The organism is Streptomyces sp. CC0208 (genome assembly GCF_003443735.1).
GTDB classification, from domain to species: Bacteria; Actinomycetota; Actinomycetes; order Streptomycetales; family Streptomycetaceae; genus Streptomyces; species Streptomyces sviceus.
In genome coordinates this window covers 8,872,985-8,887,421 of the sequence record NZ_CP031969.1, presented here as the reverse complement: position 1 = coordinate 8,887,421, position 14,437 = coordinate 8,872,985, and the positions used below count along the sequence as shown (strand labels likewise).

Here is a 14,437-nt window from a genome sequence, read left to right as displayed (position 1 = left end):
GCAGCCGGGGAGCGCGGACTGCCCGCCCCAGTGCGAGAGGTCAGGACCGGCGGATCGCCGCGGAGTGCGCCAGCGCGGTCAGGGCCGCGACAGCGTGCGCGGGCAGGTCGAGTTCGTGCAGAGCACCAAGAGCCGATTCGACCCGCGCGGTGATCATGCTTTCGATACGGTCGGGTGTCTTCAGCCGGCGCATCAGCTCCCGGACCGTGTCCAGACCGTCGGTGTCCAGGTCGCGTCGGCCGAGCAGGACGCGCAACTGCTGCCGTTCGCCCTCACCGGCAAGCCGCCAGGTCTCCGACAGCAGGGCGGTGGGTCGATGACCTGACACGTCGTCGGCGTTGGCTTTGCCGGTGTGTTCCGGATCGCCGAACAGGCCGAGCAGGTCGTCCCTCAGTTGGAACGCCTCGCCCAGCGGCAGCCCGTAGGCGGAGTAGCCCTCGCGCAGCCGCTCGCCGGCCCCGGCCAGCGTGCCGCCGATCAGCAGGGGCTGTTCGACCGTGTACTTGGCCGTCTTGTACCGAATCACCTTCAGCGAGGTCGCGGTGTCCGGAACGGTGCCGGTGCGCAGGATCTCCAGGCACTCCCCCGCGATCAGTTCCCGGGCCAGCACCGACCACAAAGGCCGGGCCCGGGCCAGATACGCCGCCGGCAGACCGCTCGTGGCGAACATCTGCCCGGCCAGCGACATCAGCAGGTCCCCGACCAGCATCGCCAGCGACCTGGCTGCGGAAACGGCACGCGGGCGACCATGAACCGCCCCACGCAGCGCGACATGCGCCGTGGGCCGGCCATGCCGCAACGGGCTGTCGTCGATGAGATCGTCGTGCACGACCGCAGCGGCATGCACCAGTTCCATGGAGGCCGCCGCCCGCACCAGCGCGTCACTGTCCGGCTGCCCTGCCGCACGCCAGCCCCAGTAGCAGAACGCCGCCCGCAGCCGTTTGCCGTCCGCGACCGCCGCCTCCAGTTGCCCGGCCACCGGCTCCAGGGCGGGGTCGATCGCCGCCAATTCGTCCGCTTCCCGCGCGACAACAGCGCGCAGCACGTCGTCGACGCGACTTTTGAACGCGGTCGGCTCCCACCGGTCAGACATCACCGGCGGCCCGCCGGGACAGGGCATGCCGGGCGAGAATCTCCAGGTGGGCCGGGGGTACGGTGGCGTACCGATCCAGCGCGATACGGCCGCGCGCCATCAGGTCCTGCTCGGCGTCCGCGGCCAGATCCGCGACGTCCGATCGGCGCAGCAGCCCCCGCACCGTCCCCAGAGCCGACCCCAGCGTGCTCACCACCAGATCGGCCACTCCGGCCACCAGCAGCACCGCCTGCTCGTCCAGACCCTCGCGGCCACCTGCTCCCTGCACCACGCCCGCCCCCTTCCGTCCACGTCCGAGCGGCGCAGGTCGCACGCCGTCCGACCCAGCATCGGGCCGCACCGGGGACAGGAAGGGCAGAACTCACGATCGAGTGATCACATCGCACACCCGCACGAGATCTGCTGGTGAGCCGCGCACCGGGCTTCCTGACGGCCGCTCACGCCAAGCAAGCGAGCGCCAGGCGGGCAGGCGGGTTTGCATCACAGATGTCGCCGCGCGGGCCGCCGTCCGCGCAGGTTTCTCTGCCCAGCGGTGCAGGGCGACGAACTGGATCGTGTGCTCCGTGGTCGCGGATGCCACGCGCGCAGGTCAGGGCCCCCGAACGGCGGGCGCCACGGCACCAGGTCGAGATGCTCTGTCAGCGTGTCGTCGGTCGTCGCCTAGAGTGCTGTCGCGAGGGTGTCCACGTCGTTCGCCATGGGGGGTGTGGTCGCGTAATTCCCCCTGACATCGAACGTGCCGTTCGCAACAGCTGGGGCGCCGACACGTGCCCACCGGAGGACCTGCCGCAGTGGAGCACGGGAAACCCCGCTCGGGGCCAGTGCGGGGTCACTGCCATGGTCCTCAACGACTTGCTCGGCGGCGAGTTGATCCGCGGCGAGGTCCGTGTCAACGGGGAGTTCAGGGACTACCACTGGTGGAACCGCATAGGCATCGGGGTCGAGATCGACCTCACCCGGGGACAGTTCAGGCCGGAGGAGATCGTCACCGGCGGCACCGTCGTCCCCCGCCCGCCCGTCACTGAGTGGCGTCGCCTCCGTGAGGAGTACGAGCTCCTCCGGAGCCGGGTGATGGAGGAGCTCGATCGGCACCGGTCCGGATCTGGTGAGCCTTCCGGGGGGCTTAGCTGATCTAGCGTGATCTGTATGGCCGCATGAATGCGCTGGTAGGCCAGTATCACCGGCATGGCTGGGGAAGAGACGCCCGAACCGAAAAGGCCGCGTAGCCGGGCCAGTTCGTACTCGCGAGGAAAGGGCCTGGGTCGGCCTCAACCGTGACTCGCTGATCACCAAGGAGGGTCCAGGCATCGTCGCAGCTCAGGCGGTCTACCATGCCCCGATCCTGTACCTGGCAACGACTTCGAGACAGTGGAGCAGGCGTCTCCCGCCGCTCGGGCCCGCAGGCCGGTGGTGGGTCCCGTCCACCGCGGAGGGTGTCCGGGTGGCGCAGTGCCGGACACCGACACGCGTTGCCGACCCGCTGCCCACCTGCTGGCGGTGATCACGGGTGTGAGTGTCGGCAGGTGTTCGATTCCCGACGCTTCAGCCGCGGCGCCACCGTTCGATGCGCTTCTCCCAGGCCCGGTCGTCCGTGGTCTCCAGGAAGCCGCGGTGGTTGATGAGCAGGTACACCTCGTCCGCCGACGCATTGGTGGTGTTGAGGATGAGGGGTTGGCCGGCGTTCAGCAGGCCGCCGAGGAAGCGGCCGTAGAGGTGGGTGAAGCGGGTTTCCGCCGCGGTGATGTCCGCGCGGGTGAGGGTGAGATCGCCGTTGTCGGACCAGCCGGTGAGGACGAGCAGGTCGGGGCGCAGGATGATCCGCCCGCAGCGCTGGAAGAGGGTCCTTTGGTTGACGCCGGCGGCGATCTTCGCCGCTGCTCGCTTCTCGCTCAGCTCGTGGGCGGTGGCGCCGATGTAGTCGGCCTCGGCGAGCGGTGTGCCGATGTCGTTCATGGGGTTCCTCCGAGGGGTTCGTTCGTACGGTCCACCGGGGGCTGCGGATCACGGGCGTCAGGAGGTGCGCGACCAGAAGGCGCAGCGGTGTTCGGCCGCCGCGTCCACGCCGGAGAACGTGTTCCGAGCCAGCTGCTGGGTGTGCGGGAACGGCGGCCAGTCGTCGCCGGGCGTGCCCGTTCTGGCGAACTTCGTCCACGCGGCGGTCACGCGTCGGGAGAGGGCGGACTGCCCGTCGTCGAGACGGAGGTCGCCCATGCCGAACAGGTAGGGCAGTTCCGCGCTGTGATAGGCGCCCAGCGGGAAGTCGGGGTGGAGGTCGGGGGCGGGTGGGTGACGATCGGCGAACTCGTAGCTGTAGACCGGAACATGCCTGGCCAGCAGCCGGTCGGCGGCCAGAGTGGGGCACACCCAGCTGCGGTCGGTGCCGACCTCGGCCCACGCCAGTGCGGGCGTGGCACCGGGCGGGTACGCGCGGGCGATGCGGGCCGCTTGCCTTCGGCCGTAGGTCTCGGTGAGCAGGCGGCGGTAGTCCGCTGCCGACATCGGCCCGTCCAGCGTGAACAGGGCGGCAAACAGCCGGTGTTCGTCACGGGTGTTGCCCTGCAGGACGGGCACACGGTGGAAGTTGCCCGCGGCGAGCGCGCGGGCCGGTGACTGTGGCAGGACACTCGTCCCGTAGGCGGGCTGATGGAAGCGCCCGTTGAGGGACAGCACGTCCTTGGTGGGCTTGGCGCGCAGGCACTTCAGGCTGCGGCAGCCCAGAGCGCCGCGGCCCTTGGCGGCCAGCTCGCCCTGCGAAGCGAAATAGGTGGCGGCGGGATCGCCTGGCGCGAGCGTGTTCTTGGGCCAGTTCTGCAGGCAGGAGCCGCTTTGGACGACCGCGCGGTGGAAGAGTCCGGCGGCCTTGGGCGAGGTGAGCTGGGCGCACACGCTCGCACCTCCGGAGGACTCGCCCATGAGCGTGACCTTGCCGGGATCACCGCCGAACGCGGCAGCGTTGTCCCGTACCCAGCGCAGCGCCGCCTGCTGGTCCTGCAGGCCGAAGGCCCCGGAGTCAGGGAGGTCCGGATGGGCGAAGAAGCCCAGGGCGCCCAGGCGCGAGTTGACGGTCACGACCATGACGTCGCCCTGCCGGACCATCCGGGTGGCGTCGTACTGATCCCCGGAGCCCGAGCTGAAGGCCCCGCCGTGCAACCAGACCACGACCGGCCGCGGGGCCGCGCGGTCCGCGCCAGCGGGCGTGGTGACGTTGAGATACAGGCAGTCCTCCGAGGAGTCCGCCACCTCGGGCTGCGCGCAGGCCGGTCCGGGCTCGGCAGCCCTCCGCGTGCCGGTCCAGGTGGGCGGCGCGGCCGGGGGTCGCCAGCGCAGCGGGCCGACCGGAGGAGCCGCGTAGGGGATGCCCTGATAAGAAGTGACGCCGTCGGCGGTCACCCCCTCTAAGAGGCCCTGGCGCGTACGGGCGGTGTCCGACCGCGCCTCGGAGTGCTGAGCGTGGCCAAGCTGCCCGTGCGGGTGCTGCCCGGCCGTCGCCGGCGAGGTCTGCACCGCATCCGCTGTGCCCATCACCGCGACGAGGAGGGCCGCGCCCAGGGCGGCGCCGACAGTGGAGCGTCGCTTCGGCATGGTTCAGCCCTCTCCCTCTTGCCGCTGCAGGGTCAGGGTGCAAGCGGCGTATCGTTGCAATACGTTCGTATCGTAAAAGCGAGATTAGGCTGATCCGCCCAGGAAGGCAACCACGAGAAAGGCAGGTGCCCGTCGACGTGCCGCGACAGGTAGACCACAAGGCCCGCCGGGACCAGATCGCCGAGGCGCTGCTGGACATCGTCGCCGACCATGGACTGGAAGCGATCTCCGTGCGGGCCGTGGCGGCACAGGCGGGCGTCTCAGCCGGACGCATCCAGCACTACTTCGCCAACAAGGACGAACTGCTCGCCTATGCGATCGAGTACCAGGACTGGCTGGTCCAGCAGCGGTGGAACGAGCAGGCATGGCCCGAGGGCGAGCCCACCCCCCGCGAGGCGCTGCGCTGGGTGCTGCTGGAGACGATCCCCAGGGACGACCGGCGCCGTCGTGAGTGGCTCGTCGGCGTCGCCTACCTCATCCGCATGCTTGCCAACCCCAAACTGCGGGCCCTCTACGTCGACGGGCTGCCCCGCCTCTACCAGCTCCTCGCCGACCTCGTCCGCACGGCCCAGGAAGCCGGCGACATCGCGCCGGACCGCGACCCCGACATGGAAGCGGAACTGCTCTTCGGCCTCGCCGACTCGCAGGGTCCACCCGTCGTCCTGGGCCTGCGCACCCCCGAACAGGCCACCGCCGCCATCGACTACTACCTTGACCATCTGTTCCAGTGACGGCCGACAGTGGGGCATCCGGGAGGACCATGACCATCCTGCGCGCCGCACGGGAGCGGCAGCCGGACAGCCATCACAGGTTCACAGCCCTGAGGCTCCACAGAGAAGCCCCGCTGAGAGTTCCTGACAAAGCCTCTGGACCTGGCGGTGGGTGATGACGCAGGTGGCGATGCCGAGGAAGGCTTCGTGGATGTCGCCGCGTCGGTCTCATCGAATGCGGAGGCGGCGGAAGCCGTGCAGCCAGGAAATTGCCCGCTCGACTACCACCGGAGAGAGCGCGCGCGGCTCGTGCCTACGAGCGACTCGACGACGTTCGTGTCGGCTCTCCTGATTCAGCGTCGACGTTTGGCATACATGATGCCGACGAAGATCCCGGCGGCGACAAACATGCCGATAGCCAGGTAAGGAGACCACGAGGGGCCGTCGGGACGGTCATTGGCAAGGCTGATGAGCGCATGCATACGCAGTCTCTCTGTGGTGTGTCAGAAGGTGTATTCGCAGAGCCGGAGCACTGGCCAGAGCTTCCGCTTGCGCCCATGCCCTCGTTGCCGTCCGTAGCCACGGACAATCGGTCGGCCGATCCCGACGCGCGAGAGCAGTCCCTAGCGGGCCGCCCATCTTGTACGCCGGCGTGTCGAGGTGGGCACCGCTGCAGCGGAACGGTAGTAGCTCGACTCCCCCAGTCGTCATGGAGTTCAACGTGCCCGCCGCTTCACGGATGAATCCGTGGGCGTGAGCCCCAGCGCCCTCTGGTCGACCCAGGTCGAACCCAGAGAGCGAGCAGCGGGGCAGGGCGCCTGCGGCCAAGGGCCTGTCAAGCAAGATGTCGCCCTGACGTCGCTCCGGCGCCAAGGTACTCCCACCGGATACCGGTGTGGAGCACGAACAGGATCCCGCACAACGCCTGCCGGTGAGGTGTCCGAGACCGGCCCTCGAACCGTTTCGGGGCCGGGCTCGGGCAGTAACTGCCCGACATGAGCCCACAGTTCGTCGAGACGATCAACGACCGCGGCTCTCCCTTCCCCACGACCGGACCAACGGGCAACCGGACCAACGAGCAATCAGACCGACAGCCACACGATCGACAGCTTCTGTAGGACCTCTACGAGGCGCTCCAGCGAGGGTCGCGGCCGAGGTAACGCAGAAGGAGTGCCACATCGTCGTCGCCCTGCTCCGGTGCCAGGGCGGCGGCGTACGCGCCGTATGGGCGCAGCGGCTCGACGATCTCCCTGGCGACCTTGAGGAGAGGGCGGGCCAACTCGGGCGTGAGCGGCGACTGCCGGCCCGTCGCCAGGGCGATGTCCCAGGCGTGGACCGCTGCGTCCAGTCCGCACGCTGCCGAGCCGGACCACGGGGACATCGTGTGCGGCGGCACCGGGGTGGGCACCTCGACGGCGTCCCGGTCGACCCCCGCCCACGCCTTCGCCGAACGCGCCAGGGCATCTTCCAGGAACGCCCCCGGGTCCACCCCCTCCATCTCGCCCGACGGGTCGAACGGGTTGAAGTCGGGACCGGCTTCGCCGGTAAGGGCAGCTGCGAAGCCGATCTGGTCGCCGACAGCGTGCTGGAAGACCTGGGCGACGCTCCAGCTCTCGCAGGGCGTAGGCAGGTGCCAGCCGGCGGCGGGGACGGCGCCCACCGCCGTGCGTAGTGCTGCGTGGGAAGCGTCCAGAACGTCCCAACCGCTGACGATCATGTCATCGCTCATCGGAGAGCCCCCTTTCGTGGTCCCCTCACTGTCATGAATGTTGCGTCATGCGTCCACTCTCGGTCTGCGACGACGAGAGAACCTGTGCCCTGTGCCCTGTGCCGCGGTACGGCTGCCCGCACTACCAGTGGCACCGAACCTTGGGACACGTTTTACGCGACGCGTGCAACTGCGGCCCACGCCCGCTCTGTCTGACAGGGAGATGGGCCCGTCAGGGCCGAAGAGCGAGCAGACCGGGGCAGTTCGTGGGACGGCGCAAAAGCAGCATATGGATCGCATTCGTCACGGGTGTGACGCTGATGGGCGCGAGCGCCTGCGGCGGGGGCGGCAGCGACAAGGCGAGCGGGGACGACGCCAAGGCGTCGGCAAAGCCGAGCGCGAGCGCCTCTCCGTCACCGACGGCACCCGCAGGCCCGCCGATGCTGCTGGAGACGATCACCCCGCAGACGGGAACCACGGTCGGCGTGGCCATGCCGATCTCGGTGATCTTCACGAACCCTGTGGCGGCCAAGGCGCGGGCCACAGTGGAAAAGCACATGAAGGTGAGCGCCTCACAGGCGGTGGTCGGCGCCTGGCACTGGATGGGCGACAAGCGCGCCGACTGGCGCCCGAAGACGTATTGGCCCTCCGGTACGACGGTGAAGATCGACGCCGACATGACGGGCGTGAGCAACGGCAACGGACGTTACGGCGTACACAACTACACGCACACCTTCAAGATCGGTGACGACGTGCGCGCGGACGTCTCGGTGACCGGTCACACCATGAAGGTGACCCGGAACGGCGCGCCGGTGCGCACCCTGTCGATCAACGCGGGCAGCGCCCAGTATCCGACCTGGGACGGCACGATGGCCGTCATCGACAAGCAGGAGAAGGTCCACATGACCTCCTGCAGCGTCGGCATCAGCTGCGAAAAGGGCAGTCCCAACTACTACGACCTGACACTGCCCTGGGACATCCACCTCACCCAGTCCGGCACCTACGTCCACTACTCGACCGGCGACCCGAACCCGGGCAGCGGCAGCGCCCGCGGCTCGCACGGCTGCGTCCACCTGTCCTTGTCTGACGCCAAGTGGTTCTACGGTCAGGTGAAGCAGGGCGACCCCATCACCATCACCGGATCACCCCGCGGCAAGGCCCCGGCGGACAACGGCTACGCCGACTTCAACCTGGGATGGGACCAGTGGCTCGCGGGCAGCGCCTCCGGCGAGGGGACGACCGCCACCCTTTGACGCGCGCCAGTGCCCGCTGCGCGAGCGGTACGCGGTCGTGGACGCGGCCGACGACCCCCTGTGCGCCCAGAGCACTGGACGCTTCACCGCTCTGGTCGGCCAACCACCCTGGTGGATGCGGCCGACCTGGCGGCCTGCTCGATCTTCGCGCGGTAGGCCGCACGGCCTTCCTCGTCGATCCGCTTCTCGTGTTCCGGGCGCATCCCGGTCCGGCCGTCGAGGCCCTCGCGCAGGATGTCCGCGTGCCCGGCATGCCGGTTGATCTCGCCGAGGACATGGACCATGACGGCGAACAGGTTCGTGTTGGGACTAGGCTCCGGCCACCACGGCACGTGGCCGGGGGCGTCGAGCGGAAGCTCGTTGATCGTCTCGTCCGAGTGTTCCCACGTGCGCCGGTAGAACCCGATGATCTGATCGCGGGTCTCGCCCTCGGTCGCCCACAGATCGCTGCCGCTGGAGTGGTCCTGCCACCGGGGCAGCGGTTCCGGTGAAGGGCGGTCGAAGACCTCTCCGAAGTACCTGGCCTCGACGTTGGCCACGTGTTTGACCAGGCCGAGGAGGTTGGTCCCGGTCGCTGTCAAAGGTCGGCGGGCGTCGTATTCGGACAAGCCGTCGAGTTTCCAGAGCAGCGCCTCGCGGTCCCGCCGCAGTCTCCCGTGCAGGTTGTCTTTCGCGAATACGTCGATCATGCGGCATGAGCCTGCCACGGGCTGTTCGTGACCTCAAGATCCCGTACATGGTCCGCGACGACGACAGAGCCGAGGCCTGGCCATGGCGTCCCCCTCACGCGGTGTGCAGGTAGTGGTCGAACTCGACTCCGGCGACGACCCGCGCTCCGCCGTGCCGCGAGCAGTTGCCGTCGCGCTCACGACCGGCTGTGACCAGTACCAGTAAGCGTCCACCAACACCTCATCCGCCCTGGCTGCGAGCTCGTAGAACATCCTTTAAAACGTCTTCTCGCGCAGACCGGCGTCCAGACGCCCCATGGCAAGCCGGTTCTCGGCTGGGGACCTGGCGCGGTCCGGGGGTGCCGGCCGAGCCATCAGACACATGGCGGAGCGCCGCCGCTACCACCACTCGCTGTAGCGGTGGCCCTCGCGCACGGGCCAGCCCCGAGCATCACCCTGCCTCCATGTCCGCTCGCCGTGGCTCCACGAGAACAGGGCCTCCTACGGCCAGTCATCAAGTGTTCAGGCGCGTGATGCCGTCGACGACGTGGCGGAGGAATCCGGCAGCGGTGCCGCCGTCGCAGACCCGGTGGTCGAACGTCAGGGACAGATGAAGGATCTTGCGTACCTCCACGCGGCCCTCGACGGCCCAGGGGCGGTCGAGGAGGCGACCGACGCCGAGCATGGCCGTCTGGGGGTGGTTGAGGAGCGGGGTGGCTCCGTCGACGTCCAGCGGACCGTAGTTGTTGAGGGTGAAGGTGCCGCCGGTGCGGTGTTCGGCGGGAAGCGTGCCGGTCCGGGCCAGTGCGGTGAGGCGACGCAGTTCGGCGGCCAGTTCGTCGAACGGCATCCCGTCGGCGTCCCGTACCACGGGGACGGCCAGGCCGTGATCGGTCTGGGCAGCGAAGCCGAGGTGCACGCGCGGAAGCCGGACGATCTCCGAACTCCCGCTGTCCACCCGGGCGTTCAGCTCGGGGAAGGCCGCAAGGCCGACGAGGCAGGCCTTGGCCAGCAACGGGAGCAGCCCCACGCCCTGGGCCTCCCGGGCCGCGAGCAGGCCGGTGGCATCGGCGTCGGCCCAGATGGTGACGGCGGGAACATCGCGTTGGGTGGTGAGGAACTTCCCGGCGGCGGCGTCGAGGGGGACGCGGGTCACGGGACGCTCGTCGGTTTCCCCGTCATCGGTGCGGGGAGCCTCAGACGGCTTCGGGGTGTGTACGAGACCGCCCCGGGCCCTGCCCGTCCCGTACCCGGTGAGCACCGCGCCCGATCCGGCCTCCGGGCCCCGCTCCGTCACCGACATCAGCGGGGCCCCGACCTCCACGCTCTCCCCTGCGCGGCAGTGCAGGGCGGTCACGGTTCCGGCGAACGGGCTCGGCAGGTCAAGAACGGACTTGGCCGTCTCGACCTCGGCGACGGTCTGGTCGTGGGTCAGGTGATCACCCACGGCGACCTTCCACTCCAGCACCTCCGCCTCCGTCAACCCCTCGCCCAGGTCGGGCAGTCGGAAGATCCGGACGGTTCCGTGCGCGGTCTCCGACCGGCCGTCGGGAGCGGGGACGGGGATCGGACGCCGAGTCACCGGTCCGCCGCTGGGCACCAGTCGGCGCAGGCCGGCCAGCACTCTGCCCATGTCCGGCAGGTGGGCGCTCTCCAACAGCGGAGGCGGATACGGGATGTCCAGGCCCGTGACACGCAGCACCGGCGCGCGTAGTGCCTCGAAGCAGCGTTCCTGCACCCGTGCCGCGATCTCGGCGCCCACGCCGGCGAACCCCTGTGCCTCGTGCAGCACCAGGCATCGGCCGGTGCGCCTTACCGACGCGGTGAGCGTGTGATCGTCGAAGGGGACGAGGGTGCGCAGGTCGAGCACCTCCACATCCAGGCCTTCGGCCGCCGCTTCCCGTGCCGCCTTCAGGGCTACGGCGACGGAAGGGCCGTAGGTGACGAGCGTGGCGTCGGTTCCCGGACGGCGTACCGCCGCCGTGCCGAACGGCTCCGTGCGCAGAGGTAGTTCGACCTCCTCCTTGGACCAGTAGTGCCGTTTGGGTTCGAGGAACACGACGGGGTCCGGGTCGTCGATCGCCTCCCGCAGGAGCGAGTACGCGTCGGCCACCGTGGCGGGAGTCACGACTTTGAGGCCGGCGGTGTGCGCGTAGTACGCCTCGCTGGAGTCGCTGTGGTGCTCGACTCCGCCGATGCCGCCGCCGTACGGGACACGGATCACCATCGGCAGGGCGAGGGCGCCGCGGGTGCGGTTGCGGAGCTTGGCCACGTGGGAGGCGATCTGTTCGAACGCCGGGTAGGCGAAGGCGTCGAACTGCATCTCCACCACCGGGCGGAACCCGGCCATCGTCAGGCCGACCGCAAGGCCGACTATGCCCGCCTCGGCGACCGGGGTATCGAAGCAGCGGCGTTCACCGAAGGTGTCCGTGAGGCCGTCGGTGATCCGGAAGACTCCGCCGAGGCGGCCGACGTCCTCGCCGAAGACGAGGACCCGTTCGTCTGCCTGGAGCGCGTCCCTCAGCGCGGCGTTCAGCGCCTTGGCCATGGTGATCGCGGTGGCCGGCGTCCCGGTTGTCCCCGCCGCGCCCCATGTCCCCGTCGCCTTGGCCATCCCAGCCGCCTCCATCGCGTCCATCGCGTCCGTCGCCGCCATAACGTCCGTCGCCTCGGTCATCTCAGTGCTCCCCCAACTCGGCCCGCAGTTGCGCGCGTTGCTCGGTCAGTTGGGGTGTAGGGGCGCTGAACACGTGATCGAACAGGCCGAGCGGATCCAGGTCCGGGTCCTCGGTGAACCGGGTGCGCACCTCGGCCGCGTACGCCTCGGCCGCGGCGGCGACGGCCGCGATGTCGTCCTCGGTGAGCAGACCGTGCTCGCGCAGCCAGGACTCCAGCCGGTCGATCGGATCGCGCTCGCGCCACTGCTCGGCCTCCTCGGCCGGCCGGTAGCGGGACGGATCGTCGGCGCTGGTGTGCGGGGCCACGCGGTAGGTGTGGGCCTCGACCAGCCAGGGGCCACCGCCCGCGCGGGCGTCCTCCACCGCCTTGGTCAGGACCGCGAGCACGGCCGCCGCGTCGTTGCCGTCCACCTGTTCCGAGCGGACGCCGTAGCCGACGCCCTTGTACGCCAGGCTCGGTGCCGCGCTCTGGGCGGCGAACGGGACGGAGATGGCGTAGCGGTTGTTCTGCACGAGGAAGACCACCGGTGCCCGCAGGACGCCCGCGAGGCCGAGGGCTTCGTGGAAGTCCCCTTCGCTGGTGGCGCCGTCGCCGACGAGTGCGAGGGCGACCGTGTCCGTGCCCTTGAGGCGCTCGCCGTGGGCAAGACCGGTGGCGTGCGCGGCATGGGTGGCCAGCGGGGTGCACTGCGGAGCGGTGTGATGACTTATGGGGTCGTAACCGCAGTGGCCGTCGCCACGCAGCAAGGTCAACGCCTCGACGGGGTCGATGCCCCGGCTCACCAGCGCTGTGCAGTCGCGGTAGGTGGGGAACAGCCAGTCGGACGGGCGCAGGGCGAGCACCGCGCCGATCTGGCACGCCTCCTGGCCGAGGCTGGACGGATGCACCGCCAGTCGGCCCTGGCGGGCGAGCGTGGTGGCCTGGGCGTCGAAGCGACGGCCGACGACCATTTTCCGGTACGCGGTGAGCAGCAGTTCGGGTTTGGGAAGTCGGTATTCGTCGTCCCGGATTGATTGCCCAGGCTTTGCTCTGTCTTGAAGGAGACGGACCGGAAGCCGGGATGGAAGCCATGACGACGGAGAAGGGCTAAACGCTTTTTCTGCCCGCTCCACTATCGCTTCATGCGCAGGATTCTCGCTCAATTCCCCGCCGTCCTCTCGTCATGGAGCATGCGCTCCGAGGTGCGCGACCATGACTAACATGCCGTCATCTCCACGCGGGGGAAGGCGAGATGAAGCGGAACTGAACACTCCACTGGTATGGACCAATCCACCGCTCGGGCGGAATGTCAACCGACAGTTGAGGCAGACGTAACCTTCGACCCACCCCTTATTCAGGAATTCCCGGATGCAATTGGCCTGCGAAGCAAGGCCCTGCGGAAGGCAATGGAATGTCCCGAGTACACCCCCAAGTACGCGCGGGAAACCGTCACTATTCGATCGTCTGTTCCTCCTGCGGAGCCCGCCACGAGGACGACGGCCTCATCCTGGACTGCCCCGGGCCACACGAGCCGGCGTTCCTGCGGACCGAGTACGACAGCCCCCGGCCCCTGGCCCAGGCCCTCCGCACCGCGACCGGGCTGTTCCGGCACGCCCGACTGCTGCCTGTGGCCAGGGCCTTCCCCGATGTGCCCGGCCCGGTCGTGCACCACGCCGACCGCCTCGGCAACCGCATCGGACTCAACCGGCTGTGGGTCGCCTTCAACGGTCACTGGCCCGAACGCGGAGCGCTGCTGCCGACCTGCACGTTCAAGGACCTGGAGGCGTACACGGTGCTCGGTCGGCTACCCGCCGACCCGCCCGTCCTGGTGATTCCCTCGGCGGGCAACACCGCCGCCGCCTTCGCCTGGGCCGCGACCCGCCATCAGGTGCCCTGTCTGATCGTCGTGCCCGCACCGGCCCTGGACGGCATGCGTTTCCCCGGACCGCTGGCCCCGTGCGTACGCATCGTCGTCCTCGACGGCGGCGCCACGTACAGCGACGCCATCGCCTGCGCCGACCTGCTGGCGCGGCTCCCCGGACACCAGGCGGAGGGCGGCGCCCGCAACGTCGGTCGCCGCGACGGCCTCGGCACCGTGATGCTCGCCGCGGCGGAAACGCTCGGACGCCTCCCGCAGACGTACGTCCAGGCGGTCGGCAGCGGTACCGGGGCCATCGGGGCCTATGAGGCGGCGCGCCGGATCCGCTCGGCCGGCGAACCGTTGCCGCGCCTGTTGATGTGTCAGAACGCCCCGTTCGCCCCACTGTTCGAGGCCTGGCACCGCGGCGGACCAGCGCCGGCCGACCGTGAGCGCGTGCCCCTGGCCCGCGAACTGACCAACCGCCGGCCGCCGTTCACCGTCCGCGGTGGGGTTCGCGAGACTCTCGTCGAGAGCGGCGGCGACGTCCTGTGCGTCGACAACGGTGCCACCCTCGCCGCGATGGCGCTGTTCGAGGAGACCGAAGGCATCGACATCGAACCCGGCGCCGGCGTGGCACTGGCCGCCCTTGCCGACGCGGTTCGCGCAGGACGCGTCGACCGCGACGAGCTGGTCCTGCTCAACATCACCGGCGGCGGCCGGGCCCGGCAGGCCCGCGAGATCCCGCTCGTCGCCGCCGAACCCTGGCTGCGCGTGCCGTGGCCCGGCGAAGGGGACGGCCCCCGCAGGGTCGCCGAGCAGGTGGGCCTGCGCCTGTCGTCCGCCCCCGCCGGCATGGAAGCGGCCCGTTGACCCCCCAGCACCTCGGTCCGATCAGCCGGCCGAC

13 protein-coding genes and 4 pseudogenes are annotated in these 14,437 nt (G+C 69.8%); 5 read left to right on the top strand and 12 right to left on the bottom strand.

The window, feature by feature from the left end; genetic code table 11:
* Positions 1-40: 40 nt before the first annotated feature.
* Together D1369_RS40750 and D1369_RS40745 are read right to left on the bottom strand one after the other, a co-directional pair.
* Positions 41-1,093, bottom strand: a complete 1,053-nt coding sequence (locus D1369_RS40750; RefSeq protein ID WP_037902855.1) for a polyprenyl synthetase family protein — start codon at positions 1,091-1,093, stop codon at positions 41-43.
* The gene (locus tag D1369_RS40745; protein WP_007379395.1) at positions 1,086-1,364 is read right to left on the bottom strand and encodes a hypothetical protein; all 279 of its coding nucleotides are present in this window, start codon (positions 1,362-1,364) and stop codon (positions 1,086-1,088) included. Before D1369_RS40745 ends, D1369_RS40750 begins: the two co-directional genes overlap by 8 nt.
* 566 nt (positions 1,365-1,930) lie before the next feature.
* On the opposite strand from D1369_RS40745, the gene D1369_RS40740 reads away from it, so the two are divergent.
* Positions 1,931-2,224 (top strand): hypothetical protein, encoded by a 294-nt coding sequence (locus D1369_RS40740; RefSeq protein WP_342364911.1) that lies wholly within the window; start codon positions 1,931-1,933, stop codon positions 2,222-2,224.
* A 411-nt stretch (positions 2,225-2,635) separates the two neighbouring features.
* Here the strand turns inward: D1369_RS40740 and D1369_RS40735 are convergent, their stop codons facing one another.
* Together D1369_RS40735 and D1369_RS40730 are read right to left on the bottom strand one after the other, a co-directional pair.
* Positions 2,636-3,046 (bottom strand): hypothetical protein, encoded by a 411-nt coding sequence (locus tag D1369_RS40735; RefSeq protein WP_007379397.1) that lies wholly within the window; start codon positions 3,044-3,046, stop codon positions 2,636-2,638.
* 57 nt (positions 3,047-3,103) lie between these two features.
* Entirely contained in the window at positions 3,104-4,675 is a 1,572-nt protein-coding gene (locus D1369_RS40730) for a carboxylesterase family protein (protein ID WP_007379398.1), read from the bottom strand.
* A gap of 137 nt (positions 4,676-4,812) precedes the next feature.
* Between D1369_RS40730 and D1369_RS40725 the strand changes: the two genes are divergently transcribed.
* Positions 4,813-5,406, top strand: coding sequence for a TetR/AcrR family transcriptional regulator (locus D1369_RS40725; protein WP_037902865.1), 594 nt, complete (start codon positions 4,813-4,815; stop codon positions 5,404-5,406).
* A gap of 81 nt (positions 5,407-5,487) precedes the next feature.
* Here the strand turns inward: D1369_RS40725 and D1369_RS44290 are convergent.
* The 4 genes and pseudogenes from D1369_RS44290 to D1369_RS40710 form a co-directional block, all read right to left on the bottom strand.
* Positions 5,488-5,670 (bottom strand): annotated as a pseudogene (locus D1369_RS44290) (hypothetical protein); the annotation flags it as partial.
* Between the two features lie 68 nt (positions 5,671-5,738).
* Positions 5,739-5,867 carry a hypothetical protein gene (locus D1369_RS44655; RefSeq protein ID WP_272920805.1) on the bottom strand — a complete coding sequence of 43 codons (129 nt, stop codon included), beginning with the start codon at positions 5,865-5,867 and terminating at the stop codon, positions 5,739-5,741.
* A gap of 389 nt (positions 5,868-6,256) precedes the next feature.
* Positions 6,257-6,398: pseudogene (locus tag D1369_RS44285) on the bottom strand (transposase); the annotation flags it as partial.
* A 110-nt stretch (positions 6,399-6,508) separates the two neighbouring features.
* A complete protein-coding gene (locus tag D1369_RS40710; protein ID WP_037898614.1) occupies positions 6,509-7,114 on the bottom strand; it encodes a TIGR03086 family metal-binding protein in 606 nt (201 codons plus the stop codon).
* Between the two features lie 299 nt (positions 7,115-7,413).
* Between D1369_RS40710 and D1369_RS40705 the strand changes: the two genes are divergently transcribed.
* Entirely contained in the window at positions 7,414-8,346 is a 933-nt protein-coding gene (locus D1369_RS40705; RefSeq protein WP_240436134.1) for a L,D-transpeptidase, read from the top strand.
* Positions 8,347-8,429: 83 nt separating this feature from the next.
* Here the strand turns inward: D1369_RS40705 and D1369_RS40700 are convergent, their stop codons facing one another.
* Positions 8,430-9,035, bottom strand: coding sequence for a DinB family protein (locus tag D1369_RS40700; protein WP_007379402.1), 606 nt, complete (start codon positions 9,033-9,035; stop codon positions 8,430-8,432).
* Between the two features lie 82 nt (positions 9,036-9,117).
* Here D1369_RS40700 and D1369_RS44650 point away from each other — a divergent pair, with 82 nt between their 5' ends.
* The gene (locus D1369_RS44650) at positions 9,118-9,240 is read left to right on the top strand and encodes a hypothetical protein (protein ID WP_276147328.1); all 123 of its coding nucleotides are present in this window, start codon (positions 9,118-9,120) and stop codon (positions 9,238-9,240) included.
* A gap of 288 nt (positions 9,241-9,528) precedes the next feature.
* Here the strand turns inward: D1369_RS44650 and D1369_RS44280 are convergent.
* From D1369_RS44280 to D1369_RS40690, 3 genes and pseudogenes are all read right to left on the bottom strand, one after another.
* Positions 9,529-10,512, bottom strand: a pseudogene (locus D1369_RS44280) (dihydrolipoamide acetyltransferase family protein); the annotation flags it as partial.
* Between the two features lie 102 nt (positions 10,513-10,614).
* A pseudogene (locus D1369_RS44275) lies at positions 10,615-11,562 on the bottom strand (alpha-ketoacid dehydrogenase subunit beta); the annotation flags it as partial.
* Positions 11,563-11,692: 130 nt separating this feature from the next.
* Positions 11,693-12,643: a thiamine pyrophosphate-dependent enzyme gene (locus D1369_RS40690; protein WP_237557581.1), complete on the bottom strand. Its 951-nt coding sequence runs from the start codon at positions 12,641-12,643 to the stop codon at positions 11,693-11,695.
* Positions 12,644-13,083: 440 nt separating this feature from the next.
* Here D1369_RS40690 and D1369_RS40685 point away from each other — a divergent pair, with 440 nt between their 5' ends.
* The gene (locus tag D1369_RS40685; RefSeq protein ID WP_007379405.1) at positions 13,084-14,403 is read left to right on the top strand and encodes a cysteate synthase; all 1,320 of its coding nucleotides are present in this window, start codon (positions 13,084-13,086) and stop codon (positions 14,401-14,403) included.
* Positions 14,404-14,437: the final 34 nt, after the last annotated feature.